Source organism: Halomonas sp. 3H, assembly GCF_024206005.1.
GTDB lineage: Bacteria > Pseudomonadota > Gammaproteobacteria > Pseudomonadales > Halomonadaceae > Halomonas > Halomonas campaniensis.
In genome coordinates, this window is record NZ_CP100360.1 from 3,235,158 (window position 1) to 3,253,715 (window position 18,558).

Annotated in this window: 13 protein-coding genes; 9 read left to right on the forward strand and 4 right to left on the reverse strand. The window is 68.9% G+C overall.

The annotated features are described in order from the left end of the window. Positions 1-79 precede the first annotated feature (79 nt). The 4 genes from recC (at position 80) to NFC98_RS14915 (ending at position 11,329) form a co-directional block, all read left to right on the forward strand. Positions 80-3,748 (forward strand): exodeoxyribonuclease V subunit gamma, encoded by a 3,669-nt coding sequence (gene recC, locus NFC98_RS14900; protein WP_254275703.1) that lies wholly within the window; start codon positions 80-82, stop codon positions 3,746-3,748. Beyond that, positions 3,745-7,662, forward strand: coding sequence for an exodeoxyribonuclease V subunit beta (recB, locus tag NFC98_RS14905; RefSeq protein WP_254275704.1), 3,918 nt, complete (start codon positions 3,745-3,747; stop codon positions 7,660-7,662). Before recC ends, recB begins: the two co-directional genes overlap by 4 nt. A 17-nt stretch (positions 7,663-7,679) precedes the next feature. Continuing rightward, positions 7,680-9,980 (forward strand): exodeoxyribonuclease V subunit alpha, encoded by a 2,301-nt coding sequence (gene recD, locus NFC98_RS14910; RefSeq protein ID WP_254275705.1) that lies wholly within the window; start codon positions 7,680-7,682, stop codon positions 9,978-9,980. 143 nt (positions 9,981-10,123) lie between these two features. Further along, the gene (locus NFC98_RS14915; RefSeq protein WP_254275706.1) at positions 10,124-11,329 is read left to right on the forward strand and encodes a diguanylate cyclase; all 1,206 of its coding nucleotides are present in this window, start codon (positions 10,124-10,126) and stop codon (positions 11,327-11,329) included. Between the two features lie 246 nt (positions 11,330-11,575). Here the strand turns inward: NFC98_RS14915 and NFC98_RS14920 are convergent, their stop codons facing one another. The 3 genes from NFC98_RS14920 to NFC98_RS14930 form a co-directional block, all read right to left on the reverse strand. Then, positions 11,576-12,811 (reverse strand): hypothetical protein, encoded by a 1,236-nt coding sequence (locus NFC98_RS14920; protein ID WP_254275707.1) that lies wholly within the window; start codon positions 12,809-12,811, stop codon positions 11,576-11,578. A gap of 59 nt (positions 12,812-12,870) precedes the next feature. Beyond that, on the reverse strand, positions 12,871-13,185 hold the full coding sequence (locus NFC98_RS14925) for a DUF427 domain-containing protein (RefSeq protein WP_254275708.1): 315 nt from the start codon (positions 13,183-13,185) through the stop codon (positions 12,871-12,873). A 127-nt stretch (positions 13,186-13,312) separates the two neighbouring features. Beyond that, positions 13,313-14,602, reverse strand: coding sequence for an MFS transporter (locus NFC98_RS14930; protein WP_254275709.1), 1,290 nt, complete (start codon positions 14,600-14,602; stop codon positions 13,313-13,315). Positions 14,603-14,875: 273 nt separating this feature from the next. Between NFC98_RS14930 and NFC98_RS14935 the strand changes: the two genes are divergently transcribed. The 4 genes from NFC98_RS14935 to NFC98_RS14950 all read left to right on the forward strand — a co-directional run bounded on the left by NFC98_RS14935 (position 14,876) and on the right by NFC98_RS14950 (position 17,119). Further along, entirely contained in the window at positions 14,876-15,211 is a 336-nt protein-coding gene (locus tag NFC98_RS14935) for an antibiotic biosynthesis monooxygenase (RefSeq protein ID WP_254275710.1), read from the forward strand. After that, a complete protein-coding gene (locus NFC98_RS14940) occupies positions 15,208-15,495 on the forward strand; it encodes a coiled coil domain-containing protein (protein WP_254275711.1) in 288 nt (95 codons plus the stop codon). Before NFC98_RS14935 ends, NFC98_RS14940 begins: the two co-directional genes overlap by 4 nt. 8 nt (positions 15,496-15,503) lie before the next feature. Continuing rightward, on the forward strand, positions 15,504-16,151 hold the full coding sequence (locus tag NFC98_RS14945; protein WP_254275712.1) for a 5'-methylthioadenosine/S-adenosylhomocysteine nucleosidase: 648 nt from the start codon (positions 15,504-15,506) through the stop codon (positions 16,149-16,151). 113 nt (positions 16,152-16,264) lie between these two features. Then, positions 16,265-17,119 (forward strand): sirohydrochlorin chelatase, encoded by an 855-nt coding sequence (locus tag NFC98_RS14950; protein WP_254275713.1) that lies wholly within the window; start codon positions 16,265-16,267, stop codon positions 17,117-17,119. Positions 17,120-17,165: 46 nt separating this feature from the next. Here the strand turns inward: NFC98_RS14950 and NFC98_RS14955 are convergent, their stop codons facing one another. Then, complete coding sequence (locus NFC98_RS14955) at positions 17,166-17,510, reverse strand: hypothetical protein (RefSeq protein WP_254275714.1); 345 nt, start codon at positions 17,508-17,510, stop codon at positions 17,166-17,168. 145 nt (positions 17,511-17,655) lie between these two features. Here NFC98_RS14955 and NFC98_RS14960 point away from each other — a divergent pair, with 145 nt between their 5' ends. Continuing rightward, complete coding sequence (locus tag NFC98_RS14960; RefSeq protein WP_254275715.1) at positions 17,656-18,549, forward strand: dihydrodipicolinate synthase family protein; 894 nt, start codon at positions 17,656-17,658, stop codon at positions 18,547-18,549. Positions 18,550-18,558: the final 9 nt, after the last annotated feature.

Consider the following 18,558-nt stretch of genomic DNA (forward strand, 5'->3'; position numbering starts at 1 on the left):
TGGTAGCCCATCCGGCACCGCGCTGTGGCACCATGAGAGGCCTGTCATAGCCCTCGGCACCCAGCGAAGGAACCGCGCCATGCCTCTCTCTACCCTCCATGGCCCCGAGCTCGAACCCGGCTTCATGGTGATCCACGGCAACCGCCTGGAGGCCCTGCGCGGCCTGGCGGTGGAGTGGATGCGCCGCCATCCGCTCGGGCCGCTGGAGAACGAGACGATCCTGGTGCAGAGCAACGGCATCAGCCAGTGGCTCAAGCTCGCCCTGGCCGCCGACGAGTCCCGGGGCGGCGCCGGCATCGCCGCGGCCCTCGACGTCACCCTGCCGGCGCGCTTCCTGTGGCAGGCCTACCGGTCCGTGCTCGGGGAAGAGCAGGTGCCACCGGTCTCCCCCTTCGACAAGCCGCGGCTGGTGTGGCGGCTGATGCGCCTGTTGCCCGCCCTGCTGGACGCCCCCGTTTTTGCCCCCCTGGCGCGCTTCCTGGAGGGCGACGACGACCTGCGCAAGCGCCACCAGCTGGCCGAGCGCCTGGCCGATCTCTTCGACCAGTACCAGGTCTACCGCGCCGACTGGCTCACCGCCTGGGCGGCGGGCGAGGACGTGCTGATCACCGCCCGGGGCGAGGCCCGGCCGCTGGCCGAGGAGCAGCGCTGGCAGGCGGAGCTGTGGCGGGCGCTGCGCGACGACATCGCCCGTGCCCATGGCGAGGCGGGGCTGGCCTCCAGCCGCGCGGCGGTCCACGAGCGCTTCCTCGCGGCCTGCCGGGAGCTGGGCGAGCGCCCGCCCGGCCTGCCGCGCCGGGTGATCGTCTTCGGCATCTCCTCGCTGCCCGCCCAGACCCTGGAGGCGCTGGCCGCCATGGCGCGGGTCAGCCAGGTGCTGCTCTGCGTGCACAACCCCTGCCGCCACTACTGGGCGGACATCATCGAGCACAAGGACCTGCTACGCGCCGAGAGGAAGCGCCAGCGGCGGCGCCCCGGCATGCCGGCGGACCTCGCCGAGACCGAGCTGCACCTCCACGCCCAGCCGCTGCTGGCCGCCTGGGGCAAGCAGGGCCGCGACTACCTGCGCCTGCTGGACGAGTTCGACGAGCAGCAGGCCTACCGCGGCCTCTTCGAGGGGGAGGAGCTGCGCATCGACCTCTTCGACTCGCCGCTGGCCGGCGCGGAAGAGCCGGGGCAGGAGGCGAGCCTGCTGCGCCAGCTCCAGGACGATATCCTCGAGCTGCGCCCCCTGGCCGAGAGCCGGGAGCGCTGGCCCGCCGTGGACCCGGCCCGCGACCGCTCGCTGCGTTTCCAGGTGGCCCACAGCGCCCTGCGCGAGGTGGAGATCCTCCACGACCAGCTGCTGGCCGCCTTCAGCGAGGACCCGACCCTCCGGCCCCGCGACATCCTGGTGATGGTGCCCGACGTGGACCAGTACGCCGCCGCGGTGCAGGCGGTTTTCGGGCGCCTCGATGCCGACGACCCGCGCTATATCCCCTTCACCCTCTCCGACCAGGCCAGCCGCCACCGCCTGCCGCTGCTGATCGCGCTGGAGTCGCTGCTGCGCCTGCCGGAGCTGCGCCTCTCGGTAAGCGATCTGCTCGACCTGCTGGAGGTGCCGGCCATCCGCGCACGCTTCGGCATCCCCGAGGGCGGCCTGCCCACCCTGCGCCGCTGGATCGAGGGCGCCGGCATCCGCTGGGGGCTCGACGCCCGCCAGCGCCAGAGCCTCGACCTGCCGGAAGGGCTCACCGCCAACACCTGGGTCTTCGGCCTGCGCCGGCTGCTGCTGGGCTATGCGGTAGGCGACGCCGCCGACGGCCCCTGGCTGGGGGTGGAGCCCTATGACGACATCGGCGGGCTGGAGGCGGCGCTGGCCGGCCCGCTGGTCAGCCTGATCGACACCCTGGAGGCCCAGTGGCAGACGCTCGCCGAGCCCTGCGACGTGGCGGGCTGGGGCGAGCGCCTGCGCGAGCTGCTGGCGGCCTGTTTCCTGGCCGACTCCGACCAGGACCTGATGGCGCTGACCCGGCTCGAGCAGGCGTTGGACGCCTGGCAGGAGAGCGCCGAGGAAGCCGGGCTCACCGAGCCGCTGCCGCTCTCGGTGGTACGCGACCACTGGCTCGCCCAGGTGGACGAGGCGAGCCTCTCCCAGCGCTTCCTGGCCGGGGCGGTGAACATCGCCACCCTGATGCCGATGCGCGCCATCCCCTTCCGCCACGTCTGCCTGCTGGGCATGAACGACGCCGACTACCCGCGAGTGCAGCGCCCGCTGGACATCGACCTGATGGCCCAGGACTACCGCCCCGGCGACCGCTCCCGCCGCGAGGATGACCGCTACCTCTTCCTCGAGGCGCTGCTCTCGGCCCGCGACCGGCTGAGCATCAGCTGGGTGGGGCGCAGCATCGTCGACAACAGCGAGCAGCCCCCCTCGGTGCTGCTCGGCCAGCTGCGCGACCACCTGGCCCGGGGCTGGCGGCTGTCATCCAGCGCGTCACCCGGGCAGGACGACGACGGCGGCAAGGCGCTGCTGGCGGCCCTGACCACCGAGCACCCGCTGCAGCCCTTCAGCATCGCGTATTTCAAGGAAGGCTCTCCGCTGAGTACCTATGCCCACGAGTGGCGCGAGCTGCACCTGCCCGGCGCCGAGAGCGCGCCGGCCGAGCCGGTGCCGCTTGTCCCCTTCCGCCAGGAGGCCCCGCTGACCCTGGCCCAGCTGGGCAACTTCCTCAAGGCGCCGGTGCAGGCCTTCACCACCACCCGGCTCAAGGTCTTTCTCGCAACGGAGGCCATGGAGCGCCTCGACCACGAGCCCTTCACCCTCGGCGGCCTCGACCACTGGCAGCTGCAGCATGCGCTGATCGAGGCGAGCCGCGCGGCGGTGGAGGCCGGCGAGCCGCATGAGCCCGCCATGCTGGCCACCCTGGAGCGCCTCGAGCGCCAGGGGCGCCTGGCCATGGGCGGCTTCGCCGAGCGCATGCGCGACAGCCTCGTCGAGCCCATGGACACCCTCTTCGCCGACTACCGCCAGGTGCTCGCCGAGTGGCCCCACGCCATGGAGGAGCCCCTCACCGTCTCACTGAACCTTCGCGAGGCGCTGGGCGAAGGGGCCGATGAGACAGCCGGCGGCGGGCTGGCCCTGGAGGACTGGCTGGGCGAGCTGCGCGTCAACGACGCCATGGAGCGCTGCCGGGTGCTGCTCACCACCAGCAGCCTGGTCAACAAGGGCAAGTACCACTGGAAGCACTGGTTGGGCCCCTGGGTGGCCCACCTGGCCGGCCAGCTGGAGGGCCCCATGACCACCCGGCTGCTCTCCCGCGCCGGCGGCGGCACCCTGGCCCCGCTGCCCGCCGAGGAGGCCCGCGCACGGCTGGCCGATATCGCCGCGGCCTGGCAGCACGGCATGGCCACCCCCCTGCCCCTGGCCCGAGACACCGCCTTCGCCTGGCTGGAGAAGGGCGGAAGCCCTGCGGCCATGGCCCGCTGCCTCGCCGGCACGGCAAGCGAAGAGGACGACAAGGCCTGGAAGGCCGCCAGCACCGTCTTCTACGGCAGCGGCTTCAACAACGACCATGGCGAGCGCGGCCGCGATCCCTACCTGCTGCGCCAGTGGCCGGAGCTGGATGCGCTGCTCCAGTCGCCGGAGGGCGGCGGTTTCGCCGAGCTCGCCGAGCGGCTCTACACCCCGCTGCTCCGGGCGGTGAAGAAACCGAAGGAAAAGAAAAGCAGCGGAAGTGACGGCAAGGGCAAGGGAGGCCAGGCATGAGCATTCAGGAGCAGAAGACGCCCCCTACCCTGGACCCTATCCGCCTGCCGCTCACCGGCAGCCGGCTGATCGAGGCCAGCGCCGGCACCGGCAAGACCTTCACCATCGCCCTGCTCTACGTGCGCCTGGTGCTGGGCCCCCGGGACGAGGCCGACGCCGAGAGCTTCCCCCGCGCCCTCACCCCGCCGGAGATCCTGGTGGTGACCTTCACCAACGCCGCCACCCGGGAGCTGCGCGACCGCATCCGCGCCCGGCTGGTGGAGGCCGCCGAGGCGTTTCAGGATGCGGCCAACACGGAAGACGAAGCGCCGGGGAAAGCCTCGTCCATGACAGGGGATCTCTTCGACGAACCGCCGGTGGATAACTTGGAGGCGGTGGACAAGTCGGGCGGCGATCCGCCGGGCGGCGACCCCCTGCTCGCCCTGCGCGACAGCTACCCCCGCGAGCGCTGGCCCGCCTGCGCCCGCCGCCTGCAGCTGGCCGCCGAGTGGATGGACGAGGCCGCGGTCTCCACCATCCACTCCTGGTGCCACCGCATGCTGCGCGAGCACGCCTTCGAGAGCGGCAGCCTCTTCTCGCTCGAGATGAACCTCGACCAGTCGGAGCTGGAGCTGGAGGTCGCCCGGGACTACTGGCGCAGCTTCTACTACGCCCTGGACGCCGAGGCCCTGGCGGTGGTCACCCGCTACTGGGAGACCCCGGACGCCCTGGCCGAGGACGTCCGCCGGCTGCAGGGCGACGCCGAGCTGCTGCCCGACGCCCCGCCCCCCGCCGGGGCGCTGGCCACCCTGCAGGCCGAGCGCACCCGGGTGCTAGCCGAACTCAAGGCGCCCTGGCCCGCCTGGCTCGACGAGCTCGCCGAACAACTGGAGAGCGCCGCCGCCGCCAAGGCCTTCGACCAGCGCAAGCTCAACAGCAGGAGCCGCGTCGACTGGCTGGCGAAGCTGCGCGACTGGGCCCTTGATCCCGAGCTCGCCACCCCCGCGCTCACCGACGCCGCCTGGAAGCGCCTGACGCCGGAGGGGATCGCCGAGATCTGGAAACAAGGCGAGCCCCTGGACCACCCCGCCCTGCACGCCCTGGCCGCGCTGCCCGAGCAACTCGAGGCCCTGCCCAGCGCCCATGCCGACCTGCTGGCCCACGCCGTGCGCTGGATGGCGGAGCGCCGCGAGCGCATGCAGCAGCGCCGCGCCGAGCTCGGCCCCGACGACCTGCTCGAGCGCCTCGACCGCGCCTTCGCCGGCCCCGCCGGCGGGGCGCTGGCCGAGCACGTGCGCCGCCAGTTCCCGGTGGCCCTGGTGGACGAGTTCCAGGACACCGACCCGGTGCAGTACCGGCTCTTCGACCACGTCTACCGTCTGGCCGAGGCCCCCGACCCCGACAACCCCGGGGCCGTCCTGCTGATCGGCGACCCCAAGCAGGCGATCTACGCCTTCCGCGGCGCGGATATCCACACCTACCTGCAGGCGCGGCGCGACACCGCCGGGCGCCACGTCACGCTCGGCACCAACTTCCGCTCCTCCACCGCCATGGTGGAGGCGGTCAACCGCGTCTTCCGCTTCGCCGAGGCCCACCCCGCCGGCCGCGGCGCCTTCCTGTTCCGCTCCCCCCAGGGCGACAACCCGGTGCCCTTCCTGCCCGTGGCGGCGAAGGGCCGCAAGGACGCCCTGACCCGCGACGGCGAGCCGCTGCCGGCCATGACGCTTTGGCATTTGAAGGGCGGGCATCTAGCGGGCGAACAGGCCGAGGGGCCCAGCAACGGAATGACCAAGGGCGCCTACTTCAAGGAGATGGCCGCGCGCTGCGCCACCGAGATGGCCACTCTCCTGCGCGAGGGCCAGGCCGGGCGCACCGGCTTCGGTGGACCGGACGAGCCCTTCCGCCCCCTCAAGCCATCGGATCTCGCCGTGCTGGTCAACAACGGTAACGAGGCGAAGGCGATCCGCGGCGCGCTGCTCGACCGCGGCATCAAGAGCGTCTACCTCTCCGACAAGGAGGGGGTGTTCGAGACCCCCGCGGCCCTGGAGCTGGAAGTGTGGCTGGCCGCCTGCACCGAGCCCGACAGCGAGCGGCGCCTGCACGCCGCGCTGGCCATGCCCAGCCTGGGCATGGGCAATCACGACCTCGATGCCCTGCAGCACGACGAGCTGGCCTGGGAGGAGCGCGTGCTGCAGTTCCGCGGCTACCACCGGCAGTGGCAGCGCCAGGGCGTGCTGCCCATGCTGCACCGGCTGCTGGCCGACTTCGCCGTGCCAACCCGGCTGCTAAGGAGCGCCAGCGGAGAAAGGAACCTTACCGACCTGCTGCACCTGGGCGAGCTCTTGCAGGAGGCCAGCGCCGAGCTCGACGGCGAGCACGCCCTGCTGCGCCACCTGAGCGAGGCCCGGGCCCACCCGCCCCAGCAGGCCGACACCCACCGCCTGCGCCTGGAGAGCGATGCCGATCTGGTACAGGTGATCACCATCCACAAGTCCAAGGGGCTGGAGTATCCGCTGGTCTTCCTGCCCTTCATCTGCGCCTTCCGCGAGAAGAAGGACACCGACCTGCCGCTCACCTGGCACGACGAGGCGGGCCGCCGCCACCTCTCGCTGGAGCCCGACGCGACCGTGCTGGCCCGCGCCGACGACGAGCGCCTGGGCGAGGACCTGCGCAAGCTCTACGTGGCCCTGACCCGCGCCCGCCACGCCACCTGGCTGGGCATCGCGCCGCTCAAGGGGTTCGAGCGCAGCGCCATCGGCCAGGTGCTCACCGCCGGGGCACCGCTCTCGTCGCCCTCGACGGACGGCCTGCTCGAGGCCCTCTTCCCCCTCGCCCAGGGCGTGGCGGAGACGGAGCTCCGGGTCGAGCCGGCGCCGGAACCCAGCGACCTCATGGTGCCCATGGAGGCGAACGGCGAGGCGCTGAGCGAGGCACTCACCCCGGCCCGCCGCGCCCGGGAGCACTGGTGGATCGCCAGCTACTCGGCGCTGCGCCCGGGTGCTGAGAGAATTGGCGGCGAGCGAATCGGCGGCAGGGAGGAAGCGCCCGTTCTTCTGGAAGAACCCCCTCTTCTGGAAGAACCCGAGACGGCTCTGGAGGCCACCGCCCGGGAGATGCGCGACGAGCCCAGCGACCCGGCCAGCGTGCCGCTGCCGGTGAGTGATGCCTCGCTTCACCGCTTCCCCCGCGGCCCGGCGGCTGGCACCTTCCTGCACGGCCTGCTGGAGTGGGCCGGCGCCGAGGGCTTCGCCCGGCTGGCCGCGGAGCCCGAGCGCCTGAACGACACCCTGGCGCGGCGCGCCAACCTGCGCGGCTGGCGCGAGCGCATCCCGGCGCTGCAGGCCTGGCTGCGTGGGCTGCTGGCCTGCGAGCTGCCGGTGCCGAACGCCCCCGAGGGGCCGGTTTCGCCGCTGCGCCTGGACCGGTTGGAGAGCGCCCACTATCAGGTGGAGCTGGAGTTCTGGTTTTCTGCCCACAAGGTCGACACCACCCGCCTGGACGCCCTTGTGAGCGCTCACACACTGGGTGGCACTTCCCGCCCGGCGCTCGAGCGCGACCGGCTCAACGGCATGCTCAAGGGCTTCATCGACCTGGTGGTGGAGCACGAGGGGCGCTTCTACGTGCTGGACTGGAAGTCCAACCACCTGGGCCGTGACGATGAGGCCTACAGCGAGGCGGCCATGGCGGAGGCGGTGCGCGAGAAGCGCTACGACCTGCAGTACTGCCTCTACCTGCTGGCCCTGCACCGCCTGCTGAAGGCGCGGCTGCCCGGCTACGACATCGACCGCCACCTGGGCGGCGCGCTCTACGTCTTCCTGCGCGGCCAGCACGCCCCCTCCCGCGGCGTGCACCGCGAGCGCCCGCCCCGCGAGCTGATCGAGGCGCTCGACGCCCTGTTTCGCAATGCCGATGCCTCCCCGGAGGAGCAGCCATGAGCGCTGGAGACAACAGCATGAGTGACCCCTCACCCACCGCCGAGACCACCCCCAACGAGGCCGGCGCCGCCGAGGCTCTACGGGACACCGCAGCGCTCTTCGCCCTGCTCGATCGCTGGGTGGCCCGCGGCTGGCTGCGCGCCCTGGACCGCGCCTTCGCCGCCTTCCTGGCCCGGGAGGTGCCCGACGCCCCCGCCCCGCTGCTGCTAGCCGCGGCGCTGGCCAGCCACCAGCTCGGCCGCGGCCACGTCTGCCTGGACCTGGAGCGCACCCTCGCCGAGCCGGACCTCGCGCTCTCGCTGCCGCCGGAGGGCGACAGCCTGGAGGACCCGCCCCCGCTGCCCAGCGCCCTGCTGGGTGAGCTCACTCTCGCCGACTGGCAGGCCAACCTCGATCACCCGCTGATCGTCGGCCACGGCCCCGGCAGCACCCCGCTGGTGCTCGACGCCACCCGCCTCTACCTGCGCCGCTACTGGCACCACGAGCGGGAAATACGCCACCACATTGCGACGAGACTGGGCAAAGGCGACGACGCCTGTAGGAGCACGGCTCCGCCGCGCGATGGCGCCGACAGGCGCCCGGATCAGGCCATAAACCTCGAAGCCCTCTCCCCGGCTCTCGACGCCCTCTTCCCCCCCAGCACCACCCTGGACTGGCAGAAGGCCGCCTGCGCCCTGGCTGCCCGCTCCCCCTTTGCGGTGATCACCGGCGGCCCCGGCACCGGCAAGACCACCACCGTGGTCAAGCTGCTCGCCCTGCTGCAGACCCTGGCCCTCGGCGCAGGGCAGCGCCCGCTGCGCATCCGTCTCGCCGCCCCCACCGGCAAGGCCGCCGCGCGCCTCAACGAATCCATCGCCGGGCAGGTCAGCTCGCTTCAGCTGGAGGGTCTGGCCCCACTGCTGGCTGCCCCCGAGAAGCCTGAGGGCAGCAACCCATTGTGGGAGCCCAATTTATTGGGCGATAAAGCGGTAGACCACCTTCGTCGAGCAATACCCACCGAGGTCACCACCCTGCACCGGCTGCTGGGCTCGCGCCCCGATACCCGCCACTTCCGCCATAACGCCCGCCACCCGCTGCCGCTGGACGTGCTGGTGGTGGACGAGGCCTCCATGGTCGACGTGGAGATGATGGCCGCCCTGCTCGACGCTCTGCCGCCCCGGGCCCGCCTGGTGCTGCTGGGCGACAAGGACCAGCTCGCCTCCGTGGAGGCGGGCTCGGTGCTGGGCGACCTCTGCGCCCGGGCCGAGGGCGGCCACTACACGCACGAGACCGCCGACTGGCTCGCCGCGGCCACCGGCCAGGCGCTGCCCACCGAGATGATCGACCCCGCGGCCACCCCGCTGGACCAGGCCATCGCCATGCTCAGGGTCAGCCACCGCTTCGATGCGGCCAGCGGCATCGGCAGGCTCGCCGGGGCGGTGAACCGCGACGCCCCGGGCCGCGAGAAGCGTGCCGCCATCCGCGAGGTGCTCGGTCACGGCTACGCCGACCTCTCGCACCTCAAGCTGGAGACGGACGGCGACCTCGGCCTGGAGCGGCTGGTGGTCTCGGGCCACGCCGCGGGCTTCCCTGATCGAGGAAAGAGCGCCGGCGAGGGCCGCATGGTGAACGGCAGGACGCTGCCGCCGCCGGTGGGCTATCGCCACTATTTAGAGGTAATGCAGAACCTGGAAGTGATGAAAACCGCCGCGCCACAGGCGGATGCGAATGGCGAGATCGACCGCGAGGCCCTGGACGACTGGGCCCGACAGGTGCTGGCCGCCCACGGCCAGTTCCAGCTGCTCTGCGCCCTGCGCCGCGGCCCCTGGGGCGTGGAGGGGCTGAACGAGCGCATCCGCGCCGCGCTGGAGAAGGAGGGCCTGATCGACAGCGGCGACGGCCGCCGGCTCTGGTATCCCGGCCGCCCGGTGCTGGTCACCCGCAACGACTACGGCCTGGGGCTGATGAATGGCGATATCGGCATCACCCTGGCGCTGCCCCGCCACTCGGACGAGGGCGCCGATCATCGCGGCCCCGCGCTGCGCGTCGCCTTCCCCGCCGGAGACGGCAGCGGGCGTATCAAGTGGGTGCTGCCCAGCCGCCTGCAGGCGGTGGAGACGGTCTTCGCCATGACGGTGCACAAGTCCCAGGGCTCGGAGTTCACCCACACCGCCCTGCTGCTCCCCGACGCCCCCAACCCGATCCTCACCCGGGAGCTGGTCTATACCGGCATCACCCGCGCCCGCCACTGGCTCACCCTGGTCGAGACCGGGCGCGGCCAGCTGCTGGACGCGGTGGAGCGGCGCGTGATGCGGGTAAGCGGACTGGGAACGGGGTGAGCCGTGGAATCCGCCGGTTTTCCCGCCACCTTGATGCGCTTATAGTGCACCGGGCCGGCAGCACCGCGACGCCGCCTCGATCACCCCTTCGATCACCCCTTCGATCACCCCTTCGATCACCACAGGACCGGGAGAGTCGGCCTTTGTCGTCACCCATCACAAGAGACCGGCTGAACCGGCTGACCGGCCAGTTTCGCGACCCCGGCAGGGAAGCGATGTATCGCCGGGAGGTCGCCCCTCGGGTTCGACGCGAATCCTGCGTGACGCTGATCGTGGCGGCCCTGATCTTCGGCATGTTCGCCATCTCCGACTACCACTACATCGGCGCGAGCACCGAGCTCACGCTGCTGCTCGCCATGCGCCTGGTAGTGGTGGTCGCCTGCCTGACGCTGGCCTTGGTGATCGGACGCGTCGGTGACTACAACCGCCGGATGTGGCTGCACGCCCTGCCCCTGTGGATACTGGCCACGGCCATCATCCTGATCGTTCCCCTGCGCCCCGAGAGCCTTGCCACCCAGGTCACCGCGGTGGTGGTGGCTACCATGGCGTTCTACCTGCTGATCCCCAACCTGCTGCCCGTGGTGGCCATCGCCAGCCTCTACCTGACCCTGGGCTTCCTGGCCGCGGCGGTGACGGTGGCCGACACTCCCGCCGTGGTCGTGCTGCGCATCTCGCTGCTGCTGATCATGACCAACGCCGTGGGGTTCTTCGCCCTGCTGCGCCTGGAAACGCTGCAGCGCAGGCAGTTCGCGCTGCTGGAGGAGGAGCGGGTGCAGAATCGCCAGCTGGTCGAGGAGATCGCTCACCGCAAGTCGCTGGAGGCCCAGCTGAGAAAGGTCGCCGAGCGGGATGTGTTGACCGGCCTGGACTCTCGCGGCCACTTCATGGAGCGGGCCCGGGAGCTGCTGCAGCGCGCGAAATTCGACGGGTCACCGTTCAGCCTGTTCATGATCGACGTGGATCACTTCAAGGCCATCAACGACACCTGGGGGCACGGCCAGGGCGACTCGGTGCTCCAGGCGATCGCGGAGACCTGCAAAAACTCACTCCGGCCCCAGGATGTGATCGGGCGCTTCGGCGGCGAGGAGTTCATCGTCGCCCTGCCGGATACCCACCCGAAGGACGCCCAGATGGTGGCCGAACGCCTGCAGCAGAAGGTCAGCGAGCTGACGGTGATGGAGGCCATACCCGACCACCGCCTGACCGTGACCATCGGCATCGCCGGGGTTCTCGACGAGGCAACCGACCTGGACGCCCTGATCCACCAGGCCGACCAGGCCCTGTACGCCGGCAAGCACGGCGGCAGGAATCGAGTAGTGATAAGTAAAGAGGTGGAAGACAAGGTTTGATGGAAAAGGCTGCTCCCGGAGACTTCAACCCAACCCTGGTTCGGGATCGCCCAAACCGGCATCATAATCGCCCGCCACTAACCCACTGCAGTAAAACGAGCAAAGCCAGTGGCTGGGTGCGCTGGAGAGAAGACTTATGAGACGGACTGAGGGGAAGTGTAAAAAATGTAAATTTATGTTTTTAAACAAACGACCTTCGACAAACTTTAAACTATCAACTACAAATCCAGCACCCCCGCTATAACTTTAGAAATTCAACTTCCTGAACCTCATAGCCTTATCCAAAAGTTTTTTACGGCTTAAAAGCCTAGAGGCCTCTACTGGAAGATCCAAGAACTCATTTAACTCATCCAGAGAGGAAAACTCACCAACACCATGAAGATGAAAAATAAATACCTGGCGGAAATAGAACTGCATCTGATAGCAAAAAGTTTTCGCCATATCACTCTGATATCCGGAGTGAACGCTTCGATTCCTGAACCCCTTTAAATGCTCCAGTATTTGGCGATGATATTCAGCCTCTTCAAATAAAAAAGAGCATCTTTTCGTTATATTTTCGTACCGAGCCTCGCCAGGTGAAGCCAGAGTCTCAAGTGCACCCCACAGCCGAACTGCCGCAGAGTTATGATCCTTTTCATCCAAAGCTCTAACATACTTTAAAAGTGCATCTTCTAGCACATCCCTATATTTGCAACGGCCAATCTTATCAACACTCCATTTGAAGTTTTTATGCAGTATTTCCGGCGCTTTATGGTTATACACCTCAGCTTCCACGAAATTTGGTTCGTACCAAATCATAGAGGTTGCTAACTGCCCGCTATCAGCATGAAGGGTATGCACCTGACCATTTCGAACTTTATTTATTGGCGAAGTAGAACTCCCCATGAGCTCCATGCTTGAATTCGAAAATAAAGATATCAGCGCCCTAACTGAATCTAGAGAATCTAGAGCCTTAGATGCAGCACCATGGATAGACTTGGACTTAGAAGACACTATTATTTTTGAATAGCCGTCATGAACTAACGACAAATCTAACAACTTTCCCTCAACAGCACGATTCCTTGAACTATATTTTTTAGGGTAATCGCCATCAATGACTCTTATTCTCTCTCCTCCATACTCTATTCGACGAAACGGTAAGCTACCGTTAATGGATAATGATGTAAGAAGGTGGTAAGAGCTCTCTCTGACTGAAAGCATGTTATTAGCCACTGCATTCAGGTGGAAGATCGCGCTATCTTTAGTAATAATTCCCGCCCTGGCAGCGCTCGCCAACCCATTAGAAACCAACTCGTCGACATCAAGCTCCTTTGATACTGCCTTGGGTATATCAAGGAGTGAAAAGACTGCTGCAAAAGCCTCATGGTAATCAAAAGCCGAATAAGAAACTCTGCCATCTCTCGACACCGACTTTGAGCTTTCAATCCTATCAAGAACCACCTGCGGATTCAGCCTAGCACCCGATTTCCATTTTATAGCCACTCGCACCTCACTAAATTTCTCAACATATAACAAGCACGGAACCGCCCTCTAAAAAATTATCAAAAAAACACCATATTAAGCGCAATATCTTCCATCCCTTCCTTCGGCTTCTCATAACTCCACGCCACATCTTGGTGCTCACCAAACGAGAAATACACGGCGTCGCCCTTGAAGGGGCAATGGGTCACGGTCTCGGAGAGGGTCAGCAGGTCCATGCGCACGTCGTCGCGGGGGAGGTACTGCCGCGGCGGGTAGCCGCGTTCGCGCAGCTCGATGGCGCAGGTGGAGTCGGCCAGGACGGTGCCGTCGATGACGACCCGCACCCGGCGGGAGTGCGGGTGCAGCGTGATGCGCGGCTCGGTGGCATCGTCCATGATCGTTCCCTGTGTGTCTTTTCTAATATGCTTTTTACGTAGCGTAACAGTCCTGGCAGCCGCCGCCGACGGCAGATCTCCTACGACCAAAGCCTTGCCGGCCACGGCGTGACCGGCAAGGCGCCGCTCACGAGCTGGCGGCGGCCTGCTCTTCTTCCTCTTCGAGGGGGTCCTCCAGGGGCTCGCCCTCCTCGTCCAGGAGCTGGCTGTCGTAGGCCGCTTGGAGGCCGCTCTCCTCCTCGGCGGCCTCTTCTTCCTCCGCCTGGGCGATGGCGCCCGGGTAGAAGGGCGAGAGGATGGCCACCAGGATGCCGAGCGCGGCGAACATGGCGAACGCATCGGCATAGCCGAAGCCCTCCACCAGGCGGCCGACCACCGGCGAGCCGGTCGCCTGTCCAAGCGATACCGCCATGAAGGGCAGCACCGGCCCCACGGAGAGGCGACCGGGCAGCAGGCGGATGCCGGTCATCAGGTATAGCCCCGTCAGGCTCATGTAGGCCAGGCCGAAGACCAGCGCCGAGAAGGCCGTCAGCAGCGGCTGGTCGGGGCTGGCCGCGAGCAGGGCGAGGCTCGCCGAGAGCATCATCAGCATCAGCGCCTGGGTGATGGGCGGGTTGTTGCGATCGGCCAGGTCGGCCACCACCGCCCCGCCGAGACCGGCGACGCCCACCGCGAGCCACAGCCAGGCGGTGGCGCTGGTGGGCAGGCCGCCGAGGGTCACGATCAGGTCGGGCGCGAAGATCCAGTAGGCGGCGGAGACGAAGCCCATCAGGAAGGCGAACAGCGTGAGCCGGATCAGGCGCGACCAGGGAAGCTCGTTGAGAGGCGGCGGGTCCGCCGCATTCGACGGCACGATCCGCGAGACCGAGGGCAGGAAGAGCCAGGCGGCGATCACCCCGAGGCCGGCGAAGATGGCAAAGGAGAGGTAGGCGAGGCGCCAGGCGCCGACCAGGAACAGCACCGTGGGCACGGCCACGATCACGCCGATGCTGGTGCCCGCATTCATCACCGAGCTGACGCGGCCGTGCAGCGAGCGTTTGACGACGGCCTGCATGGCCGCGGTGAGCGCGGGCATCATCAGCCCGGTGCAGATCCCGCAGGCGAACACCCCGGCGCCCAGCATCAGCGGACCGGTGGCCCGGCTGATCAGCGAAAGCCCGGCGACGCCGAAGCCCCCGGAGAGCACCGCCGTGTAGCGGGCCCCGAGGTAGCGGGTGACGAGCGGCGCGACCGCAGTGGCCAGCAGGAAGCTGATCAGTGGCAGCGAGCCGATGATGCCGATCACGTAGGAGGAGAGGCCCAGCTCCTCGCGGATCGGGGGCACGAAGAGCCCGAAGGCGAAGCGGGCGAGCCCGTAGCTGATCGCGATCAGCGCGGCCCCCAGGACCGCGAACCCCGTGCTGGAAAGCCTCATCATGCGTCCTCCGCGTGACTGCCACGAAGTGGTGGACCGCTTCCGGCGCCCGGTCGCCGCCCCTGGGTGCGCGATGGCGTGTCGGCACTCCCCCAGCGTGGAGCAGCATGGCGATAGGAACAACCGTCGCACTGTCACACACGGTAATCTCACGCCGGCAACACCGGGGCGCCGCCATGACCACCTGCCCCCATGCCTGAGGCCGGGCCGCGGCTTGTCGCGCCGGGGGCGAGCTGTCATCGTCGAGGGTCCTTGCCCCCTCAACAGGAGATGCCCGTGTACATCGCCATGAACCGATTCCGGGTCAACCCCGAGCGCACGGAAGAGTTCGAGCAAATCTGGCTGGAGCGGGAGACCCACCTGCAGGGGCTGCCCGGCTTCGAGGCCTTCCATATGCTGCGCGGAACGGAACGGGAGGACCATGTGCTCTATGCTTCCCATACCGTGTGGCGCTCGCGTGAGGACTTCGAGGCCTGGACCCATTCCGAGGCGTTCCGCAAGGCCCACGCCAGCGCCGGCCAGAGCAAGCGCGAGGGGCTCTACCTGGGCCCGCCGAGCTTCGAGGGATTCGAGGTCATCCAGACCGTCGACAACGAGGAGAAGGACCCATGAGCAACCGGGACGCCTACGAGCAGAAGCTGCAGGCCAAGCTGGACGAGTGGCAGGCCGAGATCGACAAGCTCAGGGCCAGGGCCCGCGGCGCCGAGGCCGATGCCCGCATCGAGCGGGAGAGGGAGGCCGAGCGCCTGGAGGCAAAGCGCGACGAGGTGCGCGAGAAGCTCAAGGAGATGCGCGAGGCCGGCGACGACGCCTGGGACGACCTGCGCGATGGCGCGGAGCGCGCCTGGAAGTCCTTCAGCGATGCCTTCGAGAAGGCCCGAGACCGCTTCAAGTAGCCGCGCCCATGCAGAAAGGCACGGCCAGGCCGACGACCCTGGGCGGCCGCGACATCCTCTTCGTGATGGCGGCCGAGGCCGAGTACGGCCCCCATCTCGAGGCGCGCTTCTCGCCCTTCATGACCGGCGTCGGCCCCGTGGAGGCGGCCGTCGAGCTCACGGCGGCGCTTTCCACCCTCGCCCGGGACCGGCGGCTGCCGCACCTGGTGGTGTCGCTGGGCTCGGCCGGCAGCCGGCTCCTCGAGCAGACCGAGGTCTACCAGGCGACCTCCGTCACCTACCGTGACATGGACGCCTCACCGCTGGGCTTCGCCCGGGGCACCACGCCCTTCCTCGACCTGCCGGCGACCGTGCCGCTGCCGCTGCGCATTTCCGGCATCCGCGAGGCCTCGCTCTCGACCGGGGCCAATGTCGTCTCGGGGGCGGCCTACGACGCCATCGCCGCCGACATGGTGGACATGGAGAGCTACGCCTGCCTGCGCGCCTGCATGCGCTTCGCGGTGCCGCTGGTGGTGCTGCGCGGCATCTCGGACGGCAAGGCGGAGCTGCGCCACGTCGGTGACTGGACGGAGACGCTGCCCATCATCGACGAGAAGCTGGCCGCCGCCGTCGACCGCCTCGGCGAGGCGCTCGACGCGGGCCATCTGGGGCTCTGATGGCGCACCATGCCGCTTGACCGCTGTGCCCCCCGGTAGTGTCATGGCCCCTGGCGCCGTGGGCGCCACCGCCCGTTCCGTATCAGCCCATCCATGCCCGCCAAGAGGCCTCCATGCGAAAGATCCTGCTCGTCGACAACGGCTCCCTGCGGGCCCAGGCCACGCTCAACCTGCGCCGCCTGGCCCGGGCCCTCGGCCAGGCCTCCGGCCAGGAGGTCGAGGCCGCCTCCCTGCTGCACTCCTACAAGATCCCGGCCGAGGAGCTAGGCGGGGAGAAGGCCGTGTCGCTGGGGCCGCGGGCCGAGCAGCTGGCGGAAGAGGGCGCGACGGAACTGGTGATCCTGCCCTTCTTCTTCGGGCCCAGCCAGGCGCTGACCCGCTACCTGCCGGAGCGCCTGGCCGAGGTGCAGGCCCGCCACCCGCGGCTCGCCGTGAAGGTGGCGCTGCCGCTGGTGGAGAGCCAGGCCCCGGTGGACCTGCGCCTGGCACGGCTGCTGGCCGACAACGTGCGCGAGCGGATGACAGGCCCGTCGCGGCCGAAGGTAGTGCTGGTCGACCACGGCAGCCCGATCCCCGAGGTCACGGCGGTGCGCAACTACCTGGCCGGCCAGCTCAGTGTGCTGCTGAGCGACGAGGCCGAGTGCGTCACCTTCGCCTCCATGGAGCGGCGCGACGGCGACGCCTACCGCTTCAACGAGCCGCTGCTGGAGGACCTGCTGGCCTCAAGGGCCATGGCCGGCAGCGAGGTGATACTGGCCATGCTGTTCCTCTCCCCGGGGCGCCATGCCGGCGAGGGCGGCGACATCGCGGAGATCTGCGCCCAGGCCATGGCGCACTCCCCCGGCCTGCGCGTCACCCCCACCCGGCTGGCGGGGGAGCATGACGGCATCCTGGCGATCCTCGCCACCCGCCTGGAGCAGGGCCTGGCCGGCACGCCGCTGCTGCTGTCGCTGCCGGCCGGCGGCTGAGACGATGCCACTGCGAACGCCAATGCCGGCAAGCCCACATCCCGCCTCAGCGGTTTTCCATGACCCGCGCCAGCTCCTGGCGATAGGCCGCCTCATGGCGTGACGGATCGTCGGGAAATCGCCCGAGCTCGACCGCCAGCGCGAAGAAGCCCTCTCGGGGCAGGTCGCCGCGGCGGCTGACCACCAGGGCGGCGATCAGCGGGCGGTCGGCGGCGACGTCCTCGCGCATCAGCGTCTCCAGCGCCAGGGCAACGCGCTGGATGGTGCGCGGCGGCGTCAGGCCCAGCGCCTCGGCGGCCTGCTGGTAGGTGATCGGCACGGCATCGTCGGGCAGCTGCTCGAGCAGCGTTCGCAGGCGCGGGGCCAGGTCGGTCGCGGCCGGGTCCGCCATTCTCTTTCTCCCTTCATGTGACTTCCAGGCTGGCGGTCATCCTCCCGCACTCGGCACGGCGATGCTATGCCGAGGCTTCGCCGTGGCCTATTCTCGAGTGCTCGAGCCAGTGCCGCACCCGGCTGCCCAGACAGGAGAATTCGCCATGCTGACCGGCCTCAGCGCCTTTCCGCTGACTCCCATGAACGAGAGCGCCATCGACGAGGCGGCCTTTAGCCGGCTGGTCGAACGGCTGGTCGCCGCGGACGTCGACTCCATCGGCGCCCTCGGCTCGACGGGGAACTACGCCTACCTGAGCCCCGCCGAGCGGGGACGCATCGCCCGGCTGGCCGTGGCCCACGCCGGCGACGTGCCGGTGATCGTCGGCATCAGCGCGCTGCGCACCCGCGATGTGCTGGCCCTGGCCGAGGACGCCCAGGCGGCGGGGGCCAGCGCGGTGCTGCTGGCCCCGATGTCCTACCAGCCGCTGGCCGACGAGGAGGTCTTCGGCCTATTCGAGGCGGTAACCGCCCGGCTCTCGGTGCCGCTGTGCGTCTACGACAACCCCGGCACCACTCGCTTCCAGTTCAGCGACGAGCTGCATGGGCGCATCGCGGCGCTGCCCGGGGTGGCCTCCATCAAGATCCCCGGCGTGCCCGACGAGCCGGCGGCCGCCCGGGAGCGTGTCGCGCGGCTGCGCGCCCTGATCCCACCGGAGGTGACGATCGGAGTGAGCGGCGATGCCTTCGCCGCCACCGGGCTCAATGCCGGCTGCGACGCCTGGTACTCGGTGATCGGCGGCCTCTTTCCCGAGACCGCCCTGGCCATCACCCGCGCGGCCCGGGCCGGCAGGCAGGAGGAGGCCACGGCCCTGAGCCAGCGGCTCGAGCCGCTGTGGGCGCTGTTCCGCCGGCACGGAGGCAGCCTGCGCGTGGTGGCCACCGCGGCAGAGCTGCTGGGGCTTGCCGAGACCCCTAGCCTGCCGCTGCCCCTGAGGACGCTGGAGGGTCAGGACCGCCAGCAGCTTGCCGCGGTGCTGGAGACGCTGGCGCTTCGCTGAACGAACGTG

Excerpts from the sequence above, each read along its gene's own strand:
- recC (WP_254275703.1), top strand. The coding sequence starts at position 80 with ATGCCTCTCTCTACCCTCCATGGCCCCGAGCTCGAACCCGGCTTCATG.
- recB (WP_254275704.1), top strand. The coding sequence starts at position 3,745 with ATGAGCATTCAGGAGCAGAAGACGCCCCCTACCCTGGACCCTATCCGC.
- recD (WP_254275705.1), top strand. The coding sequence starts at position 7,680 with ATGAGTGACCCCTCACCCACCGCCGAGACCACCCCCAACGAGGCCGGC.
- NFC98_RS14925 (WP_254275708.1), bottom strand. The coding sequence starts at position 13,185 with ATGGACGATGCCACCGAGCCGCGCATCACGCTGCACCCGCACTCCCGC.
- NFC98_RS14930 (WP_254275709.1), bottom strand. The coding sequence starts at position 14,602 with ATGATGAGGCTTTCCAGCACGGGGTTCGCGGTCCTGGGGGCCGCGCTG.
- NFC98_RS14940 (WP_254275711.1), top strand. The coding sequence starts at position 15,208 with ATGAGCAACCGGGACGCCTACGAGCAGAAGCTGCAGGCCAAGCTGGAC.
- NFC98_RS14945 (WP_254275712.1), top strand. The coding sequence starts at position 15,504 with ATGCAGAAAGGCACGGCCAGGCCGACGACCCTGGGCGGCCGCGACATC.
- NFC98_RS14950 (WP_254275713.1), top strand. The coding sequence starts at position 16,265 with ATGCGAAAGATCCTGCTCGTCGACAACGGCTCCCTGCGGGCCCAGGCC.
- NFC98_RS14955 (WP_254275714.1), bottom strand. The coding sequence starts at position 17,510 with ATGGCGGACCCGGCCGCGACCGACCTGGCCCCGCGCCTGCGAACGCTG.
- NFC98_RS14960 (WP_254275715.1), top strand. The coding sequence starts at position 17,656 with ATGCTGACCGGCCTCAGCGCCTTTCCGCTGACTCCCATGAACGAGAGC.